The organism is Streptomyces ipomoeae 91-03 (assembly GCF_000317595.1).
Taxonomy (GTDB): domain Bacteria; phylum Actinomycetota; class Actinomycetes; order Streptomycetales; family Streptomycetaceae; genus Streptomyces; species Streptomyces ipomoeae.
In genome coordinates this window covers 1-23,841 of sequence record NZ_AEJC01000150.1, presented here as the reverse complement: position 1 = coordinate 23,841, position 23,841 = coordinate 1, and the positions used below count along the sequence as shown (strand labels likewise).

At 72.0% G+C, this 23,841-nt stretch carries 21 protein-coding genes and 1 pseudogene; 17 read left to right on the top strand and 5 right to left on the bottom strand.

Annotated features, from left to right (window positions below; translation table 11 throughout):
- The 4 genes and pseudogenes from STRIP9103_RS51370 to STRIP9103_RS09595 all read right to left on the bottom strand — a co-directional run.
- Positions 1–4,580 (bottom strand): annotated as a pseudogene (locus STRIP9103_RS51370) (beta-ketoacyl synthase N-terminal-like domain-containing protein); the annotation flags it as partial.
- A gap of 377 nt (positions 4,581–4,957) precedes the next feature.
- On the bottom strand, positions 4,958–5,611 hold the full coding sequence (locus tag STRIP9103_RS48850; RefSeq protein WP_009306307.1) for an HAD-IA family hydrolase: 654 nt from the start codon (positions 5,609–5,611) through the stop codon (positions 4,958–4,960).
- The gene (locus STRIP9103_RS09600) at positions 5,596–6,762 is read right to left on the bottom strand and encodes a Gfo/Idh/MocA family protein (RefSeq protein WP_009306280.1); all 1,167 of its coding nucleotides are present in this window, start codon (positions 6,760–6,762) and stop codon (positions 5,596–5,598) included. Before STRIP9103_RS09600 ends, STRIP9103_RS48850 begins: the two co-directional genes overlap by 16 nt.
- The gene (locus tag STRIP9103_RS09595) at positions 6,759–7,910 is read right to left on the bottom strand and encodes a DegT/DnrJ/EryC1/StrS family aminotransferase (protein WP_009306291.1); all 1,152 of its coding nucleotides are present in this window, start codon (positions 7,908–7,910) and stop codon (positions 6,759–6,761) included. The genes STRIP9103_RS09600 and STRIP9103_RS09595 overlap by 4 nt, the downstream gene beginning before the upstream one ends.
- Before the next feature lie 259 nt (positions 7,911–8,169).
- On the opposite strand from STRIP9103_RS09595, the gene STRIP9103_RS09590 reads away from it, so the two are divergent.
- From STRIP9103_RS09590 to STRIP9103_RS09570, 5 genes are read left to right on the top strand one after another with little or no spacing between them, the layout of a single operon-like run.
- The gene (locus tag STRIP9103_RS09590; RefSeq protein WP_009306318.1) at positions 8,170–8,631 is read left to right on the top strand and encodes a type II 3-dehydroquinate dehydratase; all 462 of its coding nucleotides are present in this window, start codon (positions 8,170–8,172) and stop codon (positions 8,629–8,631) included.
- Positions 8,628–9,854, top strand: coding sequence for an LLM class flavin-dependent oxidoreductase (locus STRIP9103_RS09585; RefSeq protein ID WP_009306298.1), 1,227 nt, complete (start codon positions 8,628–8,630; stop codon positions 9,852–9,854). The genes STRIP9103_RS09590 and STRIP9103_RS09585 overlap by 4 nt, the downstream gene beginning before the upstream one ends.
- 5 nt (positions 9,855–9,859) lie before the next feature.
- Positions 9,860–11,473: a bifunctional 3-(3-hydroxy-phenyl)propionate/3-hydroxycinnamic acid hydroxylase MhpA gene (mhpA, locus tag STRIP9103_RS09580; protein ID WP_009306316.1), complete on the top strand. Its 1,614-nt coding sequence runs from the start codon at positions 9,860–9,862 to the stop codon at positions 11,471–11,473.
- Complete coding sequence (locus STRIP9103_RS09575) at positions 11,470–12,465, top strand: ROK family protein (RefSeq protein ID WP_009306283.1); 996 nt, start codon at positions 11,470–11,472, stop codon at positions 12,463–12,465. The genes mhpA and STRIP9103_RS09575 overlap by 4 nt, the downstream gene beginning before the upstream one ends.
- Before the next feature lie 40 nt (positions 12,466–12,505).
- Positions 12,506–13,459 carry an immunity 49 family protein gene (locus STRIP9103_RS09570; RefSeq protein ID WP_009306300.1) on the top strand — a complete coding sequence of 318 codons (954 nt, stop codon included), beginning with the start codon at positions 12,506–12,508 and terminating at the stop codon, positions 13,457–13,459.
- A 35-nt stretch (positions 13,460–13,494) separates the two neighbouring features.
- Here STRIP9103_RS09570 and STRIP9103_RS09565 read toward each other — a convergent pair whose 3' ends face one another.
- Entirely contained in the window at positions 13,495–15,594 is a 2,100-nt protein-coding gene (locus STRIP9103_RS09565) for a SpoIIE family protein phosphatase (protein ID WP_048819997.1), read from the bottom strand.
- A 328-nt stretch (positions 15,595–15,922) separates the two neighbouring features.
- On the opposite strand from STRIP9103_RS09565, the gene gvpO reads away from it, so the two are divergent.
- The 12 genes from gvpO to STRIP9103_RS09505 all read left to right on the top strand — a co-directional run bounded on the left by gvpO (position 15,923) and on the right by STRIP9103_RS09505 (position 23,791).
- On the top strand, positions 15,923–16,210 hold the full coding sequence (gene gvpO, locus STRIP9103_RS09560; protein WP_048819995.1) for a gas vesicle protein GvpO: 288 nt from the start codon (positions 15,923–15,925) through the stop codon (positions 16,208–16,210).
- A gap of 52 nt (positions 16,211–16,262) precedes the next feature.
- Positions 16,263–16,703 (top strand): gas vesicle structural protein GvpA, encoded by a 441-nt coding sequence (locus STRIP9103_RS09555; protein ID WP_009306302.1) that lies wholly within the window; start codon positions 16,263–16,265, stop codon positions 16,701–16,703.
- Entirely contained in the window at positions 16,700–17,455 is a 756-nt protein-coding gene (locus tag STRIP9103_RS09550; RefSeq protein WP_009306320.1) for a GvpL/GvpF family gas vesicle protein, read from the top strand. Before STRIP9103_RS09555 ends, STRIP9103_RS09550 begins: the two co-directional genes overlap by 4 nt.
- A gap of 3 nt (positions 17,456–17,458) precedes the next feature.
- Positions 17,459–17,719: a gas vesicle protein GvpG gene (locus STRIP9103_RS09545; protein ID WP_048819994.1), complete on the top strand. Its 261-nt coding sequence runs from the start codon at positions 17,459–17,461 to the stop codon at positions 17,717–17,719.
- Positions 17,716–18,447: a hypothetical protein gene (locus STRIP9103_RS09540; protein WP_009306290.1), complete on the top strand. Its 732-nt coding sequence runs from the start codon at positions 17,716–17,718 to the stop codon at positions 18,445–18,447. The genes STRIP9103_RS09545 and STRIP9103_RS09540 overlap by 4 nt, the downstream gene beginning before the upstream one ends.
- Positions 18,444–19,583, top strand: a complete 1,140-nt coding sequence (locus tag STRIP9103_RS09535) for an SRPBCC family protein (RefSeq protein ID WP_009306294.1) — start codon at positions 18,444–18,446, stop codon at positions 19,581–19,583. Before STRIP9103_RS09540 ends, STRIP9103_RS09535 begins: the two co-directional genes overlap by 4 nt.
- On the top strand, positions 19,580–19,996 hold the full coding sequence (locus STRIP9103_RS09530; RefSeq protein ID WP_009306309.1) for a gas vesicle protein: 417 nt from the start codon (positions 19,580–19,582) through the stop codon (positions 19,994–19,996). The genes STRIP9103_RS09535 and STRIP9103_RS09530 overlap by 4 nt, the downstream gene beginning before the upstream one ends.
- Positions 19,950–20,234: a gas vesicle protein K gene (locus tag STRIP9103_RS09525; protein WP_009306282.1), complete on the top strand. Its 285-nt coding sequence runs from the start codon at positions 19,950–19,952 to the stop codon at positions 20,232–20,234. Before STRIP9103_RS09530 ends, STRIP9103_RS09525 begins: the two co-directional genes overlap by 47 nt.
- A 107-nt stretch (positions 20,235–20,341) precedes the next feature.
- Entirely contained in the window at positions 20,342–21,328 is a 987-nt protein-coding gene (locus STRIP9103_RS09520; protein ID WP_009306314.1) for an LLM class F420-dependent oxidoreductase, read from the top strand.
- Between the two features lie 318 nt (positions 21,329–21,646).
- A complete protein-coding gene (gene dhaK / locus STRIP9103_RS09515; protein WP_009306295.1) occupies positions 21,647–22,639 on the top strand; it encodes a dihydroxyacetone kinase subunit DhaK in 993 nt (330 codons plus the stop codon).
- A gap of 59 nt (positions 22,640–22,698) precedes the next feature.
- Complete coding sequence (dhaL, locus tag STRIP9103_RS09510; protein ID WP_009306285.1) at positions 22,699–23,325, top strand: dihydroxyacetone kinase subunit DhaL; 627 nt, start codon at positions 22,699–22,701, stop codon at positions 23,323–23,325.
- Entirely contained in the window at positions 23,318–23,791 is a 474-nt protein-coding gene (locus STRIP9103_RS09505; protein WP_009306304.1) for a PTS-dependent dihydroxyacetone kinase phosphotransferase subunit DhaM, read from the top strand. Before dhaL ends, STRIP9103_RS09505 begins: the two co-directional genes overlap by 8 nt.
- The last annotated feature ends 50 nt before the right edge of the window (positions 23,792–23,841 follow it).

Here is a 23,841-nt window from a genome sequence, read left to right as displayed (position 1 = left end):
CCCGCCCGGCGGGGCCGCCCGGTCTCCGGCCAGGGCCGGGCCCGCGTCAGCAGTTCCACCGCGCCCGCCGACCAGTCGACCTCACCGGTCGGCTCGTCCACGTGCAAGGTGCGCGGCAGCACTCCGTGCCGCATCGCCTGGACCATCTTGATCACACCGGCCACACCGGCGGCGGCCTGCGTGTGCCCGATGTTGGATTTCAGCGAGCCGAGCCAGAGCGGGTGGTCGTCCGGCCGGTCCTGCCCGTACGTGGCGATGATCGCCTGCGCCTCGATGGGGTCACCCAGGGTCGTGCCCGTGCCGTGCGCCTCCACGGCGTCCACGTCGGCCGGTGCGAGCCGGGCGTTCGCCAACGCCTGGCGGATGACGCGCTGTTGGGCGGGTCCGCTGGGGGCGGTGAGGCCGTTGGAGGCGCCGTCCTGGTTGACGGCGGTGCCACGGATGACCGCCAGCACCTGGTGCCCGTTGCGCCGCGCGTCCGACAGCCGCTCCAGGAGCACCACCCCGACGCCCTCGGACCAGCCGGTCCCGTCGGCCGCCGCCGCGAACGCCTTGCACCGGCCGTCGGGGGCCAGCCCCCGCTGCCGCGAGAACTCCACGAAGACGTCCGGCAGGGACAGCACGGTCGTACCGCCGGCCAGTGCCAGTGAGCACTCCCCCGAGCGCAGCGCCTGAGCGGCCAGGTGGACGGCGACCAGCGACGACGAGCACGCGGTGTTGACGGTCACCGCCGGACCGCCGAAGCCGAAGGTGTACGCTACGCGCCCGGAGGCGACGCTGCCCGCGTTGCCCGTGCCCAGGTAGCCCTCGGTGCCGTGGGGTGCGGGGGTACGGCCGCCCGCGTACTCGGCGGCGTAGTCGTGGTGCATCAGCCCGAAGTAGACGCCCGCGTCGGTGCCGCGCAGCGTCGTCGGGTCGATGCCCGCGCGTTCGAAGACCTCCCAGGACGTCTCCAGCAGCAGCCGGTGCTGCGGGTCCATGGCCAGCGCCTCGCGCGGCGAGATCCCGAAGAACTCCGCGTCGAACCCGGCGACGTCGTCGAGGAAGCCGCCCTCCCGGACGTACGACCTGCCCTCGCGGCCCGGGTCGGGGTCGAAGAGGGCGTCGATGTCCCAGCCCCGGTCCTCCGGGAACGGCGAGAGGGTGTGTTCCCCGGCCGCGACGAGCCGCCACAGGTCCTCCGGGCCGGTGATCCCGCCGGGCAACCGGCAGCCCATGGCCACGACGGCGATCGGCTCGTCGGCGTGGCGCGCCCCGTTGACGGCGTGTGCGGGGTGGGCGGGAGCCGTAGTGGTGTGCCCGTACAGCTCGCCGTGCAGCCACTCCGCCAGGTCCGCCGGGGTCGGGTGGTCGAACGCGGCGGTGGCCGACAGACGCAGCCCGGTCGCCGCGGCGAGACGGTTGCGCAGTTCCACGGCGGATACGGAGGTGAAGCCCAGGTCGGTGAACGCGCTGCCGGCGCCCACCGCGTCGGGGCCGGCGAGCCCGGCCACCTCGGCGGTCTGCTCCTTGACGAGGGTGACGAGCCGCCGTACGCGCTCGCGCTCGGTGTGGGCGGCGAGCGCGTCACGCAACTCCCCGCCGCCCCGGGCGAGTTCCGGGTTCCGCGACGGGTCGGCCGGAGTGTCGACGAGGCCGAGGAGGGGCGGCGGGGTGGCGTCGGTGGGCGTGGCCGACAGATCGAGTCGGGCGGCGACCAGCTGTGCCTCGTCGACGGTGAGCGCGGCGTCGAACATCGCCAGCGCCTGAGCAGGCGTCAGGGAAGCCTGACCGTCCGTGTCCTCGTCGCCCCAGTCACCCCAGGCGACAGCGAAGGCAGGCAGGCCGTCGGCCCGCAGCGCCTGCGCATACGCGGCGAGGCAGGCCCCGGTCGCGGCGGCCTCCGGCCGCCGTGCGGAGCCGAGGACGGCATCCATGGAGGTGAACACCACAAAGGCGGACGGACCGCGCGAAGCGGTGAGTTCAGCGAGGTGGGCGACGGCGCGTTCGGCCGGCGCGGCGGGGATGCGCGCCGAGCCGACCACTGCCGCCACGCGGAGGATTTCCCCGGCGGACGCCTCCCTCCGATCACCCGACTCGCCCCACCCCTGGGCACCCGACTCGCCCGACCTCTGCACGCCCGACTCGCCCCACCCCTGAGCCCCCGACTCGCCCGACCTCCGAGCACCCGGCTGACCCGGCCTCTGCACGCCCGACTCGCCCCACCCCTGAACGCCGGGCTCGCCCGGCCCCTGGGCACCCGGCTCGTTGAGCCTCCGGGTGCCGGGCTCGTCCGGCCTGCGGACATCCCGCTCGTCCGGTCTCCAGGCGTCCGGCTCGTCCGCGTAGACGACGACGCCGAGTCGGCCGCGTGCCCGGCGCAACGCGCGGCCGAGTTCCTCGCGGTCGGCCGGGTCGCACTCGACGAGCATCTCCTGCACGGTCCCCCGGGCGGCCTCGCCGAGCCGTGACCACTGTTCGGCGGCCCGGTCGCCCCTCCCCGGGCGGGCGATGAGCAGCATGCGGCGGACGCCGTACGCGGTGACGAGGTGCCGTGCGATCGCGGCCCCGCGCGGGGTGTCGGCGCCCACGACCACGGCGGTGCCGTCGCCGTCGACCGTGATCGTCTCGCGTTCCAGGTCGGCCGAGACCCGGGCCAGCCGGGGCACCAGGACGACTCCCGACCGTACGGCGAACTGGGTCACGCCGTCGGCCACGGTCGCGAGCACGGCCCGCACCGCGGCCGGACCGGCGTCGTCCACGTCGGCGAGCACGATCCGACCGGGGTGGCCCGCCTGGAGCGACCTGAGCCGCCCCCACAACCGCGCCCGCCCCGGCTCCACGGTCTCGCTGCCGCCGGTGGCCACGGCGTCGCGCGTGACGACGACGAGCCGGGCCCCGGCCAGCCTCGGCGCGCTCAACGCGGCGTCCAACTCGGCCGGGTCGGTGAGCAGGACGACGTCGGGCACACTGTCGCGCTCGGCGACGTCCGCGTCGACGTCGGCTTCGAGGAGCGAGGCCAGATCGGGATGCACCGTAACCCCGGCGCCGCCGCCCCCGGCAGTCGAAGACCCGTCGGTCACCTCCCCAGGAGCGGGCACCCAACCGTCCGCCCCCGCGTCGCCGACCACCGCCCACCGCAGCCCCGGCGCCCCACCCTCCGTCACGGTGTGGGGGATCCAGTCCAGCCGGAACAGCGTGTCGTACCAGCCCCCGCTGACGGCGCGCAGCCTGGCCGGGGCCTGCGCCAGCCGGTGGCGGACGACCTTGCCGGAGGCGGTGCGCGGTATGTGGGTGATCTCGCGGATCTCGGTGGGCACCTTGAAGTAGGCCAGCTGCTCGCGACAGGCCGTGAGGAGCCCCGCCGGGTCGAAGCCGCCGGGGGCGGGGACGACGTACGCGACCGGTACCTCGCCGAGGACGTCGTGGGGCTTCCCGGCGACGGCGACGTCGGCCACTCCCGGTTGGCCGCGCAGGACGTGTTCGATCTCGGCGGGGTGGATGTTCTCACCGGCGCGGATGATGAGTTCCTTGATGCGGCCGGTGATGGTGAAGTAGCCGGCGCGGTCGCGGCGGGCGAGGTCGCCGGTGCGGTACCAGCCGTCGCGCAGGGCGGTGGCCGTCGCCTCGGGCTGGTTGTGGTAGCCGAGCATGACGTTCGGGCCCTTGACCCAGACCTCGCCCTCCTCCCCGTCGGGCACGTCGAGGAGGGTGTGGTGGTCGACGAGGCGGACGGCGAGCCCGGGCACGGGGATGCCGCAGGAGCCCTCGACCCGTGCCCCGGTGGGCCAGTTGACGGTGATGGAGCCACAGGTCTCGGTGGAGCCGTAGGCGTCGATGAGGGGGGCGGCGAACAGGTCCTCGAAGTCGCGGCGCAGCGCGGCCGTCGTGATCGCGCCGCCGACGATGCCGACGCGCAGGTCGGGCGCGGTGAAGCCGCGGGTGCGGGCGGCGCGTACGAGGTGGTGGTAGACGGTGGGGACGCCGGCGACGACGGTGGGGCGCTCCTCGGCCCAGGCGTCCAGCATGTCCTCGGCGGCGAACCCGTCGAGGATGCGGGCGGTGGCGCCGACGGCGGTCACGGAGAGGACGCAGGCGATGTGGGAGAGGCTGTGGAAGAGGGGCAGCGGCCACAGCACCCGGTCGTCGGGGGTGAGGCCGGGCACGGGTACGTAGCAGGCGGCGACGGACCACAGGCAGTTGCGCTGGGTGGACAGGACGCCCTTGGGCCGGCCGGTGGTGCCGGAGGTGTAGAGCATCCAGGCGACGTCGTCGAGTTCCATGTCGTCGGGTGCGGCCGAGGCGGGTTCGGTGCCCGCGCAGTCCTCGAACGGCACGCATCCGGCGGGCAGTTGTCCGTCGCCGACGACGATCACGGCGACCGCGGGGCGTTTGACGCGCAGCAGCCGGTCGAGGCGCGCGTGGTCGGTGATGACGACGCGGGCCCCGCTGTCCTCCAGCAGATAGGCGAGTTCGGCGTCGGAGACGTGCGGGTTGACCGGGACGCCGACCGCGCTCGCCCTGATGACGCCGAAGTAGCTCTCGACGACCTCGACCCGGTTGCCGAGGAGGATCATCGCCCGGTCGCCGGGGCCGAGCCGTAGATCCGCGAGATGACCGGCGAGTCGGCGGGCGCGGGTGTCGAGTTCGGCGTAGGTGACGCACGCCGGGCGTCACGGAAGGCGACCTTCTCGGAGAGCGGGCCGCGTGGTCGGCCAGAATCCGGGAAAGGGTCGGATCAATTCTGTCCGGAGCATTGCCTACCCGTCCTCCACGTGCCGCGCTTTTTCTGAATTCTCGCGCCGGTGGACGGGGCGGAAAACCCGAGACCATTCCCCTACACCCCCCTAACTTCACGCCTTTCTTACACGGCGTTTATCGGGGGGTGCCTTACACGGTGTTTATCGGGATGCGCCGAGGCCCGCCCACAAGGGTGTGATCACCCTGCGGGCGGGCCGGTGGCACCGCTCAAGACCCTCTATGCCGAGGTCTCCGCGAGCAGTTCTCGTGGGGCGCGCAGGACGTGGTCGGGGTCGGCCGCGAGGAGTGTGGCCTCGTCGGTCTCGCCCCACAGCGCGGCGATCGCCGTGACTCCGGCGCCCCGGGCGCTGGCGATGTCGGTGACGGCGTCGCCGAGCATCACCGCCGCCTCACCGGGCACGTCGAGCAGGTGCAGCGCGCGCAGCACGATGTCCGGCGCCGGTTTCGGCCGGGGCACCTCGTCGGAGCCGATGACGTGGTCGAAGAAGGGCAGCAGACCCAGCGTGCCGAGCAGCGAACGCGCCCTCGGGCCGCTCTTGCCGGTGGCGACGGCGGTCCGCAGCCCCCGCTCGCGCAGGGCGGCGAGCACGTCCGGTACGCCGTCGAAGACCCGTACCTCGTGCGCGAGGCGGTGGCTCTCCTTGACGAAGGGCTCCTCCATCTCCAGGGGCAGCCCCATGATCCGCATGATGTCGGGGAAGTACCGGCCCATGTGCCCGCAGTACTCCTCGAACGGGATCGGCCCCGGTCCGACGACCGTGGTGTAGGCGTGGGCGAAGGCCTGCCGCATCACTGCGAAGCTGTCGACGATCACCCCGTCCAGGTCGAAGATCACCGCCTGCCTGCCCGCGAGACTCAGCCTGCCGTCCACGTCGGCTCCCTCCACGGGGCGTCCTCCACAGTGATGGTCCCGGCTCCGCCGGGGACCTGCGCGGTCACGGCGCCGCCCGCGGCCGGCACCGCACCCCGCGCCGCGTCGTAGATGCGTTCGATGAGGCCGACGGTGCGCCGCGCGGCCCGTACGCTCCTGCCCCGCGCGGCCGGATCGGCGAGTTCCCCGGGCAGGGCGTCGACCTGGCGGTCGTACTCCGTGCCCAGGGGTTCGTCCGGCAGGGGTACGGCGCTGGAGTGGCCGTCCCGGGTGAGCGTGAGCGTCGGGGCCTGCACCCGGTTGGGGCTGAAGCCGAAGGTGCAGCGCAGTACGGCGGTGCCCGCGCTGCCGTGGACCTCGACGGTGGTGACGTCGACCGGTGCGTGCGAGGCCCAGCAGGTGTGCAGGGAGACGGAGATCCCGGTGGCGGTGACGAGGAAGGCGCGCGCGGTGTCCTCGACGTCGCAGCCGGGTGCCGTGTCCCGGCCCGGTGTGCCGGCCTCGGGTTCGTCGCCGCGCCATCCGGCCCGCCAGGTGCGGCCGGTCACGTGGTCGGCGGACACGGTGGCGCCGACCTGCTCGAACGTGACCGGTCCGAGCAGCAGCGACAGGGTGTCGAGCAGATGCCAGCCCAGGTCGACGAGGACGCCGCCGCCGGCCAGTGACCGCCGGGTGAACCAGCCGAGGCCGCCGGGGACGCCGCGCGCCCGGACCCAGGACAGGTTGACGTGCCGTATCTCGCCGAGGGAGTCGAGGAGTCGTCGTACGGCCTGGATGTCCGCGCGGTGGCGGGCGGCGCTGCCGGCCAGCAGGACGGCGCCGCCCGCGCGTTCGGCCTCGGCGAGCCGGTCCGCCTCCCCCGTGGTGAGGCAGACCGGCTTCTCGAGGTACACCGGGATGCCCTTGTGGAGCAGTTTCCCGGCGACGGGGGCGTGGGCGTGGTTGGGCACCGCCACCACGGCCAGGTCGGCGAGGTCGGGGGTGAGGTCGTCCGCGTCACCGAGGATCGGGACGCCGTACGTGCCGTGCTCGGGCGTCGGATCGGGTTCGACGAGTGCCGTGACCTCGAACGCGGGGTGGGCGGCGAGCCTCGGCAGCCAGATCGTGCGGCCGGCCCAGCCGAGGCCGACCACCGCGACCCGGACGCTCACGACTCGGCCAGGACGGCGGCCACGGCGTCGGCGATGGCCCGCATCTGGTCCTCGGTGCCGAGCAGGGTGCGGTGGTGCAGCCAGACGCAGTCGCGCATGAGGGCTTCGGCGTTGGGGCAGCGGCTGCCGATCTCGTCGGCGCTCTCGTCGGGGGCGCCGGTCTCCCAGAAGCCCTCGCAGCGGTAGATGGCCCGGAAGGCGATGAACGCGGGGACGCCGCGCTCGATCAGTGCGTCGACGACGGCGTTGCGGCGTTCCTCGGTGATACCGGGGACGCGGAACATGGCCATGTAGTGCGGGTTGCGGGTGCAGCGGTCGTCGACGCCCTGCGGGACGACGCCGGGGATGCCCGCGAGGAGGCTCGACAGCAGGGGCCAGCGCTGTTCACGGGTCTCGATCTGGGAGTCGAGGCGGGCGAGCTGGGCGCGCAGTACGGCCGCCGAGAACTCGTTCATGCGGAAGTTGGAGCCGGAGGTGCGGTGGAAGTAGCCGCGGTCCGTCGGGGGGCGCCCGCAGCTGTGCCGCAGGAAGCCCTCCTCGTACTGGTCGGCGTTCGGGAAGACCACGGCGCCGCCCTCGCCGGCCGTCATGAGCTTGCCGTTCTGGAAGCTGAACGCGGCGACGGAGCCGAGCGCGCCGACCCGGCGGCCCTGCCATTCGGCGCCGTGCGCGTGGGCGGCGTCCTGGAGTATCCCGACCCCGGCGTCGGCGGCCAGCTTGCCCAGGGCGTCCATGTCGGCGACGAGGCCGGCCATGTGCACGGGCATGATCACCCGGGTCCGGTCGGTGATCGCGGCCTCGGTGGCCGCCACGTCGATGCAGTAGGTGTCGGCGTCCACGTCGACGGGGACGGCGACGGCGCCGAGCCGCTGGGCCGCCTGCGAGGACGAGATGAACGTGAACGCCGGCACGATCACCTCGTCGCCGGGGCCCACTCCGAGGACCTGGAGCGCGAGTTCCAGGGCGTGGGTGCCGGTCGTCACCATGAGCGCGTGCTCGGCGCCGTGGTACGCGGCGAACTCCTGCTCCAGGAGCTTGACCTCGTTGCCCCCGATGCGCCACCACTGGCCCTGCTCCAGCGCGCGGCTCAGCGCGGCACGTTCCGTGTCGTCGTACTGCGGCCACGCCGGGAATTCGATGCTGGTCACATCCGGCCTTTCTCGAAACGGGTTTGATACGGGTCCGATATGGGTCTCATACGGGCCTGGCAGGCGCTAGCAGATTAGGCAGTGAATTACGAGACCCGAAACCCCCTATGCACCCCCCTGAAGTCCCCTGCGTTTCCACTCAGGGGGGTGTCCGGGTATTTTCCCCACGCCATTTCTGGTGAGCTGGCGGGTGGCTGTCGGACGTACCCGTCGTATTCCTTCGCCCCCGTCGTGTCCCCCTGCGTATGCGAGGTGTTCCTTGAGTGAAGTGCTGTTGCTGAACGGCCCCAATCTGGGGATCCTCGGCCGCCGTGAACCCGAGATCTACGGCACGGACACCCTGGCCGACATCGAGAAGTACGTCGCCGAGGAGGTCGCGGAGGCCGGCTGGCGGGTGCGCTCGCTGCAGTACGACGGCGAGGGCGAGATGGTCCGGGCCGTGCAGGACAACTACGACACGGTCGGCGCGATCGTGAACCCGGGCGCCCTGATGATCGCGGGCTGGAGCCTGCGGGACGCGCTCGCCAACTATCCGCGGCCGTGGGTCGAGGTGCACCTGTCGAACGTGTGGGCGCGGGAGCGGTTCCGCCACCAGTCGGTGCTCGGCCCGATCGCGACGGGCGTGGTGTTCGGCCTGGGCGCCGACGGCTACCGGCTCGCGGCCCGGGCGCTCGTGCTGCGGGCGCGCCCCCACGACACGGAAGGCGGCACCCCCGCATGAAGTTCGGCCTGTTCTACTCCCACCAGTTGCCCCGGCCGTGGGCGGAGGACTCCGAGCGGCGTCTCATGGACGAGACGCTGGAGCAGATCGAGCTGGCAGACCGGCTCGGCTACGACGCCGTGTGGTGCTCCGAGCATCACTTCCTGGAGGAGTACTCCCACCTCAGCGCACCCGAGCTGTTCCTGGCGGCGGTGAGCCGGCGGACCAGCCGGATCCGCATCGGCCAGGGCATCGCGACCCTGCCGCCCGCGTTCAACCCGACCGCCCGCGTCGCCGAACGGGCCGCCACTCTCGACCTGTTGTCGGGCGGACGCTATGACTTCGGCACGGGCGAGTCGACCACCCTCATGGAGCTGGCCGGCTTCGGCATCGACCCCGCCACCAAGCGCGCCCAGTGGGCGGAAGCCCTCGACGCCGTCACCCGTATGTTCGTCGAGGAGCCCTTCGCCGGCTACGACGGCACCTACGTCTCCATGCCGACCCGCAACGTCCTGCCCAAGCCGGTCCAGAAACCGCACCCTCCGCTCTGGATGGCCTGCGGCAGCCGCGAGGCGATCCTCACCGCCGGCCGCAAGGGCCTGGGCGCGCTGAACTTCGCCTTCGCCGAACCCGCCGAGACCCGCAAATGGGTCGACGCCTACTACGCGACCATCGCCTCGGAGGAGTGCGTGCCCGCCGGGTTCGCGGTCAATCCGCAGGTCGCCGCCGTCATCCCGATGATGTGTCACCCGGACGAGGCCACGGCCGTCGAACGGGCCGCCGACGGCGTGCAGTTCTTCACCTACGGTCTCGGCCACTACATCGCCTTCGGCGACCACGCCCCCGGCCGCACCCGGCTGTGGGAGGAGTTCCAGCGCGACCGCCGCAAGTACGGCATGGGCCGCGCCGCGATGGGCGGGCTCGGTGGCGACCTGGGCAACCCGGCACGCGGCGCGATCGGCACCCCCGACCAGATCCGGCGTTTCCTCCGCCTCCACGAGGAGGCCGGCCTCGACCAGGCGATCCTCATCGTGCAGGGCGGCGGCATGGAGCACGAGCACATCTGCGAGTCCCTGGAGCTGTTCGCCCGCGAGGTGATGCCCGAGTTCCGGGAACGCGACGAACAGGCCCGCGCCCAGAGGCTGGAGCGTCTGCAGCCGGCGATCGACGCGGCCCTCGCCCGCCGGGAACCGCCCAGGAAGGCCGACCCCGACTACCGCGTGAAGTCGCGCAAGCCGGTATGACGGGCATGGGAAGCAACAGGGACGGGACCGACGTCGACGGTGGCACCGGGGCCGGCGTCGACGCCGATGTGATCGTCGTCGGCTACGGCCCGGTGGGACAGCTCCTGTCGGTGCTGCTCGCCGCGAAGGGCCACCGCGTCCTCGCCCTCGAACGCTGGGAACGGCCCTACGAGTTGCCGAGGGCCACCAGCTTCGACGGCGAGACGGCGCGCATCCTCGCCACGGCCGGCATCGCCTCGTCCTTCGCCGAACTCGGCGAACCGGCCGACGCCTACGACTGGCGCAACGCCGACGGCAAGACCCTGCTGCGCATCGAGTTCGCACAGCGGGGCCGCTACGGCTGGCCGGACGCCACCACGACGCACCAGCCGAACCTCGAAGCGGCACTGATCGCCCGCGGCACCGAACTGGACACGCTGACCGTCGTACGCGGCCACGCCGTCACCGACATCACCGAGCACGCCGACCATGTGACGGTGACCACGGGCGCGGCCGGGGCCTTCACCGCGTCCTGGGTGGTGGGCTGCGACGGCGCCAACAGCTTCGTACGGACACACATGGGCGTGCCCGTCACGGACCTCGGCTTCACGTACGACTGGCTGCTGTGCGACGTTTCCCTGCGCGAGCCGCGTACCTTCACCCCGGCCAACGTGCAGATCTGTGATCCGGCGCGGCCGATGACGATGGTGGCGAGCGGCCCCGGCCACCGCCGCTGGGAGTTCATGCGGCTGCCCGGCGAGAGCGTCACCGACCTCGACCGCGAGGAGATGGCCTGGTCCCTCCTCGCCCCGTTCGACGTGACGCCGGACAACGCCGACCTGCTGCGCCACCACGTGTACGGCTTCCGCGCGCTGGTGGCGGAGCGGTGGCGTGCGGGCCGGCTGCTGCTGGCGGGCGACGCGGCCCATCTCATGCCGCCGTTCGCGGGCCAGGGCATGTGCTCGGGCGCCCGGGACGTACTGAACCTGTCGTGGAAGCTCGACCTCGTCCTGCGCGGCACGGCGGACGAGGCGCTGCTCGACACCTACACCGAGGAGCGGCTGCCCCACGTGAGGGAGTTGATCGACACCTCGGTCCAGCTCGGCAAGGTCATCTGCGTGACCGACCCTGACCGGGCCGCCGCCCGCGACGCCGCCATGCTCGCCTCGCCCGACGGAGGACGCCGGTCCCACGGCCCCGCGCTCCCCCTGCGAGGCGGCGCCCTCTACAGACGCCTCGGCGGATCTCCGGCACCGCCCGCGGGAGAGGTGATCCCTCAGGGCACGGTCGCGCGGGGCGCGGAAGAGGGTCTGTTCGACGAGGTGGTGGGCAGGGGTTGGGTCGCCCTCACGGCGGAGGACCCGGCGACGGTGTTCGGCGAAGGGGATCGGGCGCTGCTCGACGCACTGGAGGCACGGATCGTCCGGATCGTGGCATCCGGGGCGGCCGACGCATCTGCTGCCCTGGTCGACGTGGACGACGTGTACGTGCCGTATCTCCGTCGGGCGGGCGCCCGCTGTCTGCTGATCCGTCCCGACCATCATGTGTTCGGGGCGGCACGCAGCTCCGGTGAGGTCGGACGACTGCTCGCCGACCTGCGCAGACGGCTCCTTCTGACCGAAACGCGGGGGACACGGTGACCCAGCGCCTGAGCGCGACGTCGACGCGCACCATGGCGGCCGAGCGGAGCCGGGCGCTCTTCCTCGGCATCGACATCGGCGGCACGAAGGTCGCCGTACGGGCGGAGCACGCCAATGGTGAGGTGGCGCATCAGTCGTCGTTCACCTGGGCCCCCGAGGCGGGCCTGGACGACGACATCGACCGGCTGCGCTCTCACCTCCTGTGCCTACGGCGACCGCCCCTCGCCGAAGGCCGGGTGACCGGAGTCGGCGTCGCGCTGCCCACCACCCTCGACGCCGACGGCCGGGTCACCGCCTGGCCCAACCGGCCCACCTGGGTGGGGCTCGACGTCCTCGCCCTGCTCGCCGAGTTCTTTCCGGGCGCCGAGATCCGGTGCGCGGACGACGGCGACCTGGCGGCGGTCGCCGAGGCACGTCACTCCGGCCACGCCGATGTGCTCTACGTGGGCGTGGGTACGGGCATCGGCGGCGGCCTGGTCCTGGACGGGCGGGCGTATCCGGCGCTCGGCGAGGGCTCGTGCGAGCTGGGCCATGTGGTCATCGACCGCTCCGGCCCCCGCTGTACGTGCGGCCGTCGCGGCTGCGTCCAGGCCGAGGCGTCCGGCCCGGCCGTTCTGCGCCGCGCGATGGCACTACGCGGCCGTCCCGTCTCCTTCCACGAACTGGCCGAAGGCGTCCGCGATCGCCTCCCTTGGGCCGTGGGCGCCGTCGACCACGGCTGCGCGGCCCTGGCCGTGGCCGTCATCGGTGTGGCGGAACTCGTCCAGCCCGAACTCGTGATCATCGGCGGTGGTTTCGCCGCGGGCATCCCCGGATTCGTCGACGTACTCGAAAGCCCACCTGGCGTGCCTGGCCAGACCCGGTCAGCGGCTGCCGAGACTCCGACTCGCCGCGCTGGGCGGGGAGTCGTCGCTGCACGGCGCGCTCCTGGCCGCGCGCGGCCACCACGTCTGAGGCACGCCACTCACAGCGGTGTCCGAGCGCGCTGGTAACGTCCGCCTCCGCCGGGAAGATCACGAGGGGACGGCAGCCATGCGGGAAGTGACATGTCATGAGGTCAGCGGGGAGCGACTGGCCGAGGCTCTGGAGGACATCGACGGGCGGGCGTTCGGCCGGTGGCACTCGATGCGCTACGGCAACTTCTTCCTGGAGATGTTGCAGGAGTTCGGCGACGAACTCCTCGACCACGTCGCGGCCCGCACGGTGTCGGACTCCGCGCTCGACGAGCAGACGCGCACAGCGCTGCGGACGGCCGCGGAGTGCTACTTGGGTGTGCTGAGCGTCGGCTGCTATCCCGGCGGCGACCAGGAGATCACCTTCTCGCTCGTCCGCCAGTCGCTCAGCAGCGAGTACACCGCCTTCCGCGACATCATCAGGGAGGCGCCCACGGCCCGGACATGGCTCGACGCGTTCGAGATGTGCGTGGTCAGCGGGCTGGTGTGGGAGTGGCGGCAGGCGATCGGTCTGATACTGGGGGGCGACTTCGCGACCGAGATCCGTAACGGGGTGCCCTACTCGAAGCTGACCTCGACCTCGGATCCGGCCGACCTCGCCGCGATGGACGCGCTGTGCGGCTATCTGACCCGGGCAAAGGGGCACCTGCCCCGCGACTGGCCCACCGTGCCCCTGCGCAAGCCGGACGCCGACGAGCGTGCCGAGACGGCCCGGCGCCTGGACGCGGTCGGCCCCCTGACTCCGGACCAGCGCCTGCTGCGCGTCCTGCTCGACGACGATCAGCCCGCCTTCGAGCAGGCTCTCGTGGCCCGGCTCGTCGAACACCGGGAGAACGTCGGAGCCGATTCCGCGCCCAGGACCCTGCTGCCGCTCGGCCCCCTCGCCCTGGCCGCCCTCGCGACGCAGGTCCACGGCTGGGAGCTGGGCGTCCGCTCCGGCTATCTGCCGCATGGCGTGCTGGGTTCCGTGGAAGCGTTGCGGCGGGCGGCGGAGTCCGAGGAGAACGACCTGGGTGTCTGGACGGCCCGCTAGGCCTGTGGGGCCCACGCCGATCAGGAGCAGGCCGATCAGGACTGTGGGCCCACGCCGATCAGGAGCAGGGCGATGTCGTCGTCGGGTTCGGTCGTCCGGCCGATGAGGTGGTCGGCCATGGTGCCGAGGTCGGTGGGGTCGGCGCGGGCGACGAGGTCCACGAGGGCGGCGGTGGCGTCGTCCGGGTCGAGGTCGGGGCGCTCGACGAGTCCGTCCGTGTAGAGGACCAGGACGCAGCCGGGTGTCAGGGGGAACTCGGCGGCGGGATAGTCGGCCTGGTCCTGGATGCCGAGGAGCAGTCCGGGCGGGACGCGCAGCACCTCGGTGCGGCCGTCGGCGTGCCGCAGTACGGCGGGCGGGTGGCCCGCGCTGGCCAGGCGGGCCGAGTGGCCGGCGAGGTCCAGATGCGCGTAGAGACAGCTGGCGAACCGTTCCGAGTCCAGGTCGACGAGCAGACGGTTGGTCGTTCTGAGGACATCGCCCGGGGAGGCCCCGGCGGTCGCGTGGCCGTGGACGGCGGTGCGCACCTGTCCCATGAGCGCCGCCGCGTCGATGTCGTGTCCCTGGACGTCGCCGATCGCGGCGGCGGCCGTGGTGTCGTCCAGGCGGATCAGGTCGTAGAAGTCACCGCCCACCTCCACTCCGTGTCCGGCGGGCCGATAGCGGGCCGCGACGCGCAGACCGGCCGGTGACGGCAGGTGCCGGGGCAGCAGCGCGGCCTGGAGCTGGTGGGCCACGGTGTACTGGGTGTCGTAGAGACGCCCCCGTTCGAGGGCCTGGCCGACCAGACCGGCCAGTGCGATGAGCGCCGCGCGCTCGGTGGGCGGGAAGTGCTGGGGGTGGTCGTAGGCGAGGACGAGCGAACCGATGGCGTGGCCGGAGGCGATCAGCGGGAGGAACGCCCAGGACACCTTGTCGTCCACATGGACGGCCCCGGGATAGGACCGCTGCAGTTCGTCGAAGCTCTTGAAGAAGTGCGGGGTGCCGGTGTCCATCACGCGTACGGCGGGGGTGTCCTCGGTGAGGGGCAGGTCGTCGAAGTGCGCCATGAGATCGGCGTTGTAGCCGCGATAGCCGAGGATCTTCACCCGGCCGTCCCGGGGGGCCATCAGGGCCATGGCCTTCGCTCCGAGTGCGGGCATGAGCTGGTCGGCGGCCTGGTCCACGACGTCCTGTACGCCGACGGCCTCGGTGAGCGTGGCGGCCAGATGGATCAGGTGGTAGAGGAGACCGGCCCGGCCGGGTCCGGCGGCAGAGGTTTCGGGCGCGCCGGTCGAGGCGACGGACGACCGGGCCGGGGCCGCCGGGCGCTCGTCCTGCGGTTCGCCCTCGGTGATCCGGACACTGATGCCGGAGGGGTCCGGGTAGAGCCCGAAGACGAGCGGGGTGTCCGGCGGGCGCACCGCCCTGAAGGTGGTGGACTGCTCGCTCAGCAGGGCCGCCCGATAGCGGTCCTCGATCTCGGGGACGTCCATCCACGGCAGGGCCTCCCAGGGCAGGGCGCCCATCAGCTCGCCGGGGTCGACACCGAGCAGCCGTGCCGCCTCGGGGGTGACGAAGGTGAACCGGCCGGCGATGTCCAGCGCACAGGCCCCTCCCGGCAGCCGGTCGATGAACGCGGCCAGCTCGTCCGCCTCGGCCGGAACGACGCGGGCCCGCGAGGGGTGCGGCAGGATGCGGGGCTCGTCCGGCGGGTGCAGTCCACCGCGCTCGGCCGCATGGTGCAGCAGGCGGCCCAGCCGACGGCAGCCGGCGTCGACGGCATCGCGCTCGTGGCCGCCGAGCCGTGGTGGATGGGCGCTCGGCCACAGCAGCACCAGCCCGCCGACGGCCGAGCCCTCTGCGGTGAGGGGTGCGGCGGCCAGTGCGAAGGCGTAGGGCAGCACGAGCGACGTGCGCGGGTAGCGGCGCGCCATCTCCTCCATGTCGCCGATCCACACCAGCTCACCGTCGCGTACGGCGTCCGCCACCGGAACGGACTCGGACAGTCCGACCCGGGTCCATGGAACGGCCATCTCGCGGGGCGCCCCCGTCATGGCCACCAGCCACAGGGCGTCGCTCGCCGGGGGGAGGGTGTAGAGCAGGCCTCGGGACGCACCGCAGTCGCCGACCACCTCCAGCAGCGCCGCGTCCATCGCCTCGGCCACGGCGCCGGACCGGGCCACGCGCCGGCTCACATCGCCGCCCGAGGAGACACGGCACCGCCGGACGACAGACCGCCGGACGGCAGAGCGGGCTCGGACCGAAAACCACCCATGCGTGAACATTAGCCCGTATCGAGCCACCCCACCCGACGCACTCCTCAGCTCCCCACGCCACCCGCCCGACCCGACATAAATTCACCAATATGACCGATTCGTAAATGTTTGACAGAGGTGCTTCAGGCCACCCGGAGCAAGAAGTTTCAGGCAGGCAATGACTCACAGACCGCGGTACGCGAACCGCGCGGAGCGAGGACGCACCATGACGGACGACGACCGGCCCACCCTGACGGAGGTGCTGCGCGAGGCGCGCACCCAGTTCGGGGAGCTGACCGGGACCACTGCGGAGACCGTGTCGTCGTTCGAACGGACGGAGGACGGCTGGTCCCTGGAGATCGAGGTCCTGGAACTCGCCCGGGTGCCCGACACGATGAGCCTGATGGCGACCTACCAGGTCGACCTCGACCCGCGGGGACAGCTCACCGGCTACCGGCGCGTCCGCCGCTACGAGCGGGGGCGGGCCGACGCACAGCGGCCCGGCGGCCGGTAGGCCGCCCACGCGTTCCCGGTCATCCGCTCCCCGGCAAGGAGGCTCGATCGATATGACCGTTGTCCCGGCCCAGCAGGCCGGCGGTGGAGGCGGCACCAGCGGCCTCTACGACGTGCTGGAACTCGTCCTCGACCGGGGGCTCGTCATCGACGCGTTCGTACGGGTCTCCCTGGTCGGCATCGAGATCCTGAAGATCGACGTACGGGTCGTGGTGGCCAGCGTCGACACCTATCTGCGCTTCGCCGAGGCATGCAACCGCCTCGACCTGGAGGCCGGGCCGCACAAGAGCCCCGGTCTGCCCGACATGGTCGGTGAGCTCACCGAGGCCGGAGCGCGCGGCAAGTCCAAGGGGGCGCTGTCCGGCGCCGCCGAGACGATCTCCAACGCCTTCCGGCAGGCCCGCGACGAGAGCTCCGCGAAGGAGCGGGAGCCCGAGCCGCGGTCACGCAAGGCCACGTCCGCGCGCCGTAAGGAGAGGGAGGAAGAGGAGTGAGCACCTACGTCTACGGCATCACCGCGCGGTCGCACCCGGCCCTCCCCGAGAGCCTGGGGGGTGTCGGCGACCCGCCGAGACCGGTGCGGGTGGTGGAGGAGGGCGAGCTGGCGGCGATCGTCAGCGACGCGCCGGAGGACCTGCGCCCCAAGCGCAGGGAACTGCTCGCCCATCAGAACGTCCTCGCCGAGACCGGAGCCACCGGTCCCGTGCTGCCCATGCGGTTCGGCAGCGTCGCCCCGGACGACAGGACGGTCGGCAGGGTGCTCGCCGAGCGCGCCGACCACTACGCGGAGCGGCTCAGGGCACTCGAGGGCAAGGTCGAGTACAACGTCAAGGCCTCCCACGTGGAGGAGGCCGTACTGCGCCGGGTACTGGACGACGACCCCGAACTGCGGGCGCTCGCCGAGGCCAACCGGCGGGCGGGCGGCGGCACCCACGAGCAGCGGATCCAGCTCGGCGAGAGGATCGCCGAAGCCGTCAAGGCACGGGAGGCCCAGGACGGGACCGAGGTGTGGCAGGCGCTCGAGCCCAGGGCGGCGGCCACCAGCGCGGGCCCCGAGTCCACGGGCTGGCTGGTCAATGTGTCCTATCTGGTGGAGCGGGACTCGGCCGCGGAGTTCCTGGAGGCGGTGGAGGAGCTGCGCGGGGCGCACCCGCACCTCGATCTGCGCGTCAACGGCCCGCTGCCGCCGTACAGCTTCGTCGAACCCGGCCCGGCGGGGCCCGCCGGGGCCGACGGGGGCAGGTGAGCCGTGGGACTGATCTCGGAAGTGTTCCTGCTGCCGTTCGCCCCCGTGCGCGGCAGCGGATGGGTCATCAAACAGGTGATGCGGGAGGCCGAGCGCATCTACTACGACCCCGCGACGATCCAGGCCGAACTCGCCCGTTTGGAGGAGCTGCTGGCGGACGGCGCGATCACCGAGGAGGAGTTCGACCGGCTGGAGGACGAACTGCTCGACCGACTGGAGACGGCGACCCGCATGAGCGGGCGAACGGATGACAGGACGACATGATGAACCGGACGGTCATGGGCCTCGCGATCGGGGCCGGATACGTCCTCGGACGTACGAGGAAACTGAAGTTGGCGCTCGCCGCCGGCACTCTGGTGGCCGGCAGGCGGCTGAATCTGAGCCCCGGGGCCGTCGCGGACCTGGTCTCTCGGCAGTTGAACGACAACCCGCAGTTCAAGGAGATCGGCGACGAACTGCGCCAGGACCTGCGCGGCGTCGGCAAGGCCGCCTCGGGCGCGCTGGTCGAGCGGCAGATGGGGACACTCGCCGACCGCCTGCACAGCCGTACCGCCGAGGTCCGCGACCGGCTCGCGGGCACCGTGCGGGACGCGGGCGACGGGGAGGAAGAGGAGCCCGAGGAGGAGACCCCCGAGGAAGAACCCCAGGAGGAGCCTCAGGAGAAGCCTCAGGAGAAGCCCGAGGAAGAGCCTGGGGAAGAGCCTGAGGAGACCCCCGAGGAAGAGCCTGAGGAGGAACCCGAGGAGGGATCAGAGAAGGAACCCGAGGGTCGTGAGGAGCCTCGGGGCGGCGACGAGGACAAGGAGCCCTCGCGGAGGAGCACGGCGAGGAAGGCGCCGGTGAGGAAGCAGAGCGTCGCGAAGACCGCCAAGAAGGCACCCGCACGCAAGGCCCCGGCTCGGAAGAGCGTCGCGAAGAAGACCGAGGGCGCCCGGAAGACGATGAGGCAGGCAACGCGGACCGGCGAACGCAAGGGAGGCGGTGGGCGATGACCCCGACCCCCGTAACCGCGGCCACCCGAGCGGCCACGGACGCGGTCGGCAAGGCCACCGATGGCGGCCCGCTCGCCGACGTGGCTCACAGCGAGGCCGCCGACCGGCTCAAGGAGGAGGTACAGCAGTACTTCGCCGCGCAGGCCGAGCGGCTGCTGGTGGGCGTCGGCCGCAAGCTGGGCGAGACCACCGGCAAGCTCAACGACATCGCCGAGGGCAACAGCCCCGGCTTCGCCAAACTCGTGCTGGACGGCGGACGCAAGCTCGCCGAAGGCAAGAGCCCTCTGCGCTCCGCCCTGGAGCTGGGCGCCTCGCGGGCGAAGGACAAGGTGAAGGGCGCTCTGCTGAACCTCAAGGGCGACAAGGTCAAGCGCAAGCGCGTCGCGGGCCAGAAGCCCACGGTCATCATCGAGCAGATCGACGTCGGCGTACCGCTGCGCACGGCCTACGACCAGTGGACGCGGTACCAGGACTTCAGCACCTTCGCGAAGGGCGTCAAGAGCGCGAGCCGCTCGGACGACATCGAGTCGGACTGGCAGCTCAAGGTCTTCTGGTCGAACCGCAGCTGGAAGGCGAAGACCATCGAGCAGGTGCCGGACGACCGGATCGCCTGGACCTCGGAGGGCGCCAAGGGCACCACGAAGGGCGTCGTCTCCTTCCACGAGCTCGCCGACAACCTCACCCGCGTCCTGATGGTCATCGAGTACTACCCCTCGGGCTTCTTCGAGAAGACCGGCAACCTCTGGCGCGCCCAGGGCCGCCGGGCCCGGCTCGACCTCAAGAACTTCGCCCGCTTCATCACCCTCAAGGGCGAGGCGGAGGACGGCTGGCGCGGCGAGATCAGCGACGGCGAGGTCGTCCGCTCCCACGAGGAGGTGGTCGCGGAGGAGAGTGAGAACGACGAAGAGGGGAACAGCGACCAGGACGAGGAGGAGGGCCCGCAGGCCGAGGAAGAAGAAGCCGAGGAAGAAGAAGAGGAAGAGGAGGAACCCGAGGAGGATGAGGAGGACGAGGAGGAGTCCGCGGCGGAGGACGAGTACGAGGACGAAGCCGAGGGCGACTACGACGAGGAGCCCGAGGGCGAGTACGAGGACGAAGACGAGTACGAGTACGCCGGGGGCGGGAGCCGGCGATGACCACGTCGAGCAGGCTGCCGGAACCCTATGGACGTGACGGCGGCAGCAACCTCGCCGACATCCTGGAACGCGTCCTCGACAAGGGCATCATCATCGCCGGCGACATCCGGATCAACCTGCTCGACATCGAACTGCTCACCGTCAAGCTCCGCCTCATCGTCGCCTCCGTCGACAAGGCCAAGGAGATGGGCATCGACTGGTGGGAGGACGACCCGGCCCTGTCCTCCCGCGCCCACCGCAATGAACTCTCCCGCGAGAACGCCGAGTTGCGTGAGCGGCTGGCGCGGCTGGAGGAACTGGAGCCGGGCGGCCCCCGGCCGGGGGCCGAGACCGACTCCGATTCCGACTCCGCCGAAAGGAAGCACCGTGACCGCTCATCGCAACCGGCTCGACCTCGACCCCGACACCGTTGAACGCGATCTGGTCAAACTCGTCCTCACCGTGGTCGAGTTGCTGCGCCAGCTGATGGAACGGCAGGCGCTGCGCCGCTTCGACCAGGGGGACCTGAGCGAGGAGCAGGAGGAGCGCATCGGGCTCACCCTGATGCTCCTCGACGACCGGATGACGGAGCTGCGCGATCGCTACGGCCTGCGCCCCGAGGACCTCAACCTGGATCTCGGACCGCTGGGACCGCTGCTCCCCCGCGAGTAGCGGGGTCGTACGCGGGGGCCGCCGCTCGCCGGCGAGTCGGGGTCTTCTCCCACCGAAGGGCCGGGGCCCGGTCGTTTTCAGTGCGTCAGGAGGGGGACTCGGGCCGCATGGTGCACATCGGATACACGATGATGACCGAGCAGGCCGGCCCCCGTGACCTGGTGGACCATGTCGTCCGCGCCGAAGAGGCGGGCTTCGACTTCTCGGTCGTCTCGGACCACTACTTTCCCTGGCTGCGCTCCCAAGGGCACTCCCCGTACGCGTGGAGCGTCCTCGGCGCCGCCGCCCAGGCCACGTCGCGCATCCCGCTGATGACCTATGTGACCTGCCCGTCCGTCCGGTACCACCCCGCGGTGGTGGCGCAGAAGGCGGCCACGATGCAACTGCTGTCGGAGGGCAGGTTCCGGCTCGGGCTCGGTTCCGGCGAGAACCTCAACGAGCACGTGGTGGGCCGCGGCTGGCCCTCCGTCGACGTACGGCACGAGATGCTCGACGAGGCCGTGCGGATCATCCGCGCCCTGTTCGAGGGCGGCCATGTGACACATCGCGGCACGCACTTCCAGGTGGACTCGGCCCGTCTGTGGGACCTCCCCGACACCCCGCCGCCGATCGGCATCGCCGTCTCCGGTGACCGCTCCTGCGCACTCGCCGGGCGACTCGCGGACCTGGTCATCGCCACCGAACCCGAGCAGGGCCTGCTGGACGCCTTCGACCGCCACGGCGGCACCGGCAAACCCAGGGTGGGCCAGCTGCCGGTGAGCCACGACCCCGACTACGACACCGCCCTCCACCGTGCCCACGCGCAGTTCCGCTGGTCCGGGCTCGGCTGGAAGATCAACTCCGAGCTCCCCCACCCGGACTCCTTCGAACAGGCGACCAGGTTCGTGACCCCGGACGACGTGGCCTCGGCCATACCGTGCGGCGACGACCCGGACGACTTCGTGACAGCGGTACGACGTTACGCCGACGCCGGGTTCACCGAGATAGCCCTCGTACAGATCGGCGGTGAATCGCAGCCCCAGTTCCTGGACTGGTCGCAGAAGACCCTCCTCCCCGCCCTCCACGACGCGCTCGACCGACCGCCCACACGCTGACGTGTCGGCGGCGCACGGCTGAACCGCCGGGCGCCGCCCGCCGCGTTCTCGGGGCAGGGCGTGGCCCGGTTCTCAGGGCAGGGCGTGGCTCGGTGCGGGTGAGCCGGTCAACCACTGTGGAGGCGGCGGCGGTTGACGGCCGGTGATCCGGGGTGCGGCCTTGACGCGCTGGGGCGCGCCCGGGAGCGTCCGTGCGCGTGACCTTCGCTGTCTCAAGGTCGATACTGCCGACAGCGGCACGTCGGCCGCTCACGTCCGACCGTCGCCCAGTGAACACAGGCCGCAGGCCCACCTGCTACGTCCTGCCAGGAGGAACCGATGAAGATGCTGATCAACGTGGCGGAGACCGTCGTCGCGGACGCGTTGCGGGGTATGGCGGCGGCGCACCCGGAGTTGACCGTGGACGTGGAGAACCGGGTGATCGTGCGGCGGGACGCGCCGGTGGCCGGGAAGGTGGGGCTGGTCTCCGGTGGCGGTTCGGGGCATGAGCCGTTGCACGGTGGGTTCGTGGGCCCGGGGATGCTGTCGGCGGCCTGTCCTGGTGAGGTGTTCACCTCGCCCGTGCCGGACCAGATGGTGCGGGCCGCGGCGGCCGTGGACAGTGGGGCCGGGGTGCTGTTCATCGTGAAGAACTACACCGGCGACGTACTGAACTTCGACATGGCCGCCGAACTCGCCGAGGACGAGGGCATCCAGATCGCCAAGGTCCTCGTCAACGACGACGTGGCCGTGACCGACAGCCTCTACACCGCCGGGCGGCGCGGCACCGGTGCCACGCTGTTCGTGGAGAAGATCGCGGGAGCCGCCGCCGAGGAGGGGCAGCCGCTGGAGCGGGTCGAGGCGCTGGCCCGGCAGGTCAACGAGAACTCCCGCAGTTTCGGGGTGGCCCTCAGCGCCTGCACCACACCCGCCAAGGGCAGCCCCACCTTCGATCTCCCCGCCGGTGAACTGGAGTTGGGCATCGGCATCCATGGCGAGCCGGGGCGTGAGCGGCGCGCGATGATGACCTCCGGCGAGATCGCCGACTTCGCGGTGAACGCCATCCTGGAGGACATGAGTCCGCGCAACCCGGTGCTGCTCCTCGTCAACGGCATGGGCGCGACGCCCCTGCTGGAGCTGTACGGCTTCAACGCGGAGGTCCAGCGCGTGCTCACCGAGCGCGGGGTCGCCGTCGCCCGCGCCCTCGTCGGCAACTACGTCACCTCGCTCGACATGGCGGGCGCCTCGGTGACGCTCTGCCAGGTCGACGGGGAGTTGCTGCGGCTGTATGACGCGCCGGTGAAGACGCCCGGCCTGCGCTGGGGAATGTGAGACAGCGCGGCCCATCACCGTTGCAGTCGGTCAATTCTCGTACCACGCAAGGAGATTCCGTGTTCGACGCCGACTTCTTCCGTCGCTGGATGACGGCCGCCGCCGCCTCCGTGGAGCGCGAGGCCGAGCGGCTCACGGCGCTCGACTCGCCGATCGGTGACGCCGACCACGGCAGCAATCTGCGCCGTGGCTTCGCCGCCGTGGTGACCGCGCTGGAGAAGGAGGCACCTGACACGCCCGGCGCCGTCCTCGTGCTCGCCGGACGGCAGCTGATCTCGACGGTGGGTGGCGCGTCCGGCCCGCTGTACGGCACGTTGCTGCGCCGCACCGGCAAGGCGCTCGGGGACGCGGCCGAGGTGAGCGAGAGTCAGCTCGCGAGCGCGCTGCGGGCCGGGGTCGACGCGGTGATGACGCTGGGCGGTGCCGCGCCGGGCGACAAGACCATGATCGACGCGCTGGTGCCGGCCGCCGACGCGCTCCGTGACTCGTTCGCCGCGGCGCGGTCCGCCGCCGAGGAGGGCGCCCTGGCGACGACCCCGTTGCAGGCCCGCAAGGGACGCGCCAGTTATCTGGGTGAGCGGAGCATCGGTCACCAGGACCCCGGTGCGACCTCCGCCGCCCTGCTGATCGCGGCGCTCGCCGACACGGCTCAGGCCCCGGCCGCCTCGGAGGCCGCCGATGTCTGACGAGACGGGTGAGAAGGCTGAGAAGACCGAGAAGACGGAGAAGGCCGAGAAGGCGGAGAACGACGAGAAGCTGGTCGGCATCGTGCTCGTCTCGCACAGCGCCGCCGTCGCCGCCTCGGTCGCCGAGTTGGCGAAGGGGCTGGCGGGAGCGGGCGCCGGGGTGCCCGTCGCCCCGGCCGGCGGCACCGAGGACGGCGGCCTGGGCACCAGCGCCGAACTGATCGCCTCGGCCGCCGCGTCCGTGGACCGGGGCGCCGGGGTCGCGGTCCTCACCGACCTCGGCAGTGCCGTCCTCATCGTCAAGGCGCTGCTCGCCGAGGGCGACGAACTCCCCGACCACACCCGTCTCGTCGACGCCCCGTTCGTCGAGGGCGCCGTCGCCGCGGTCGTCACGGCCTCGACGGGCGCGGACCTCACGGCGGTGGCAGCCGCGGCTTCGGAGGCGTACTCGTACCGGAAGGAATGACAGCTCCGGTCGGCCGCGAGCAATCCCCGACCGCCGCACCAGCGCCGGGG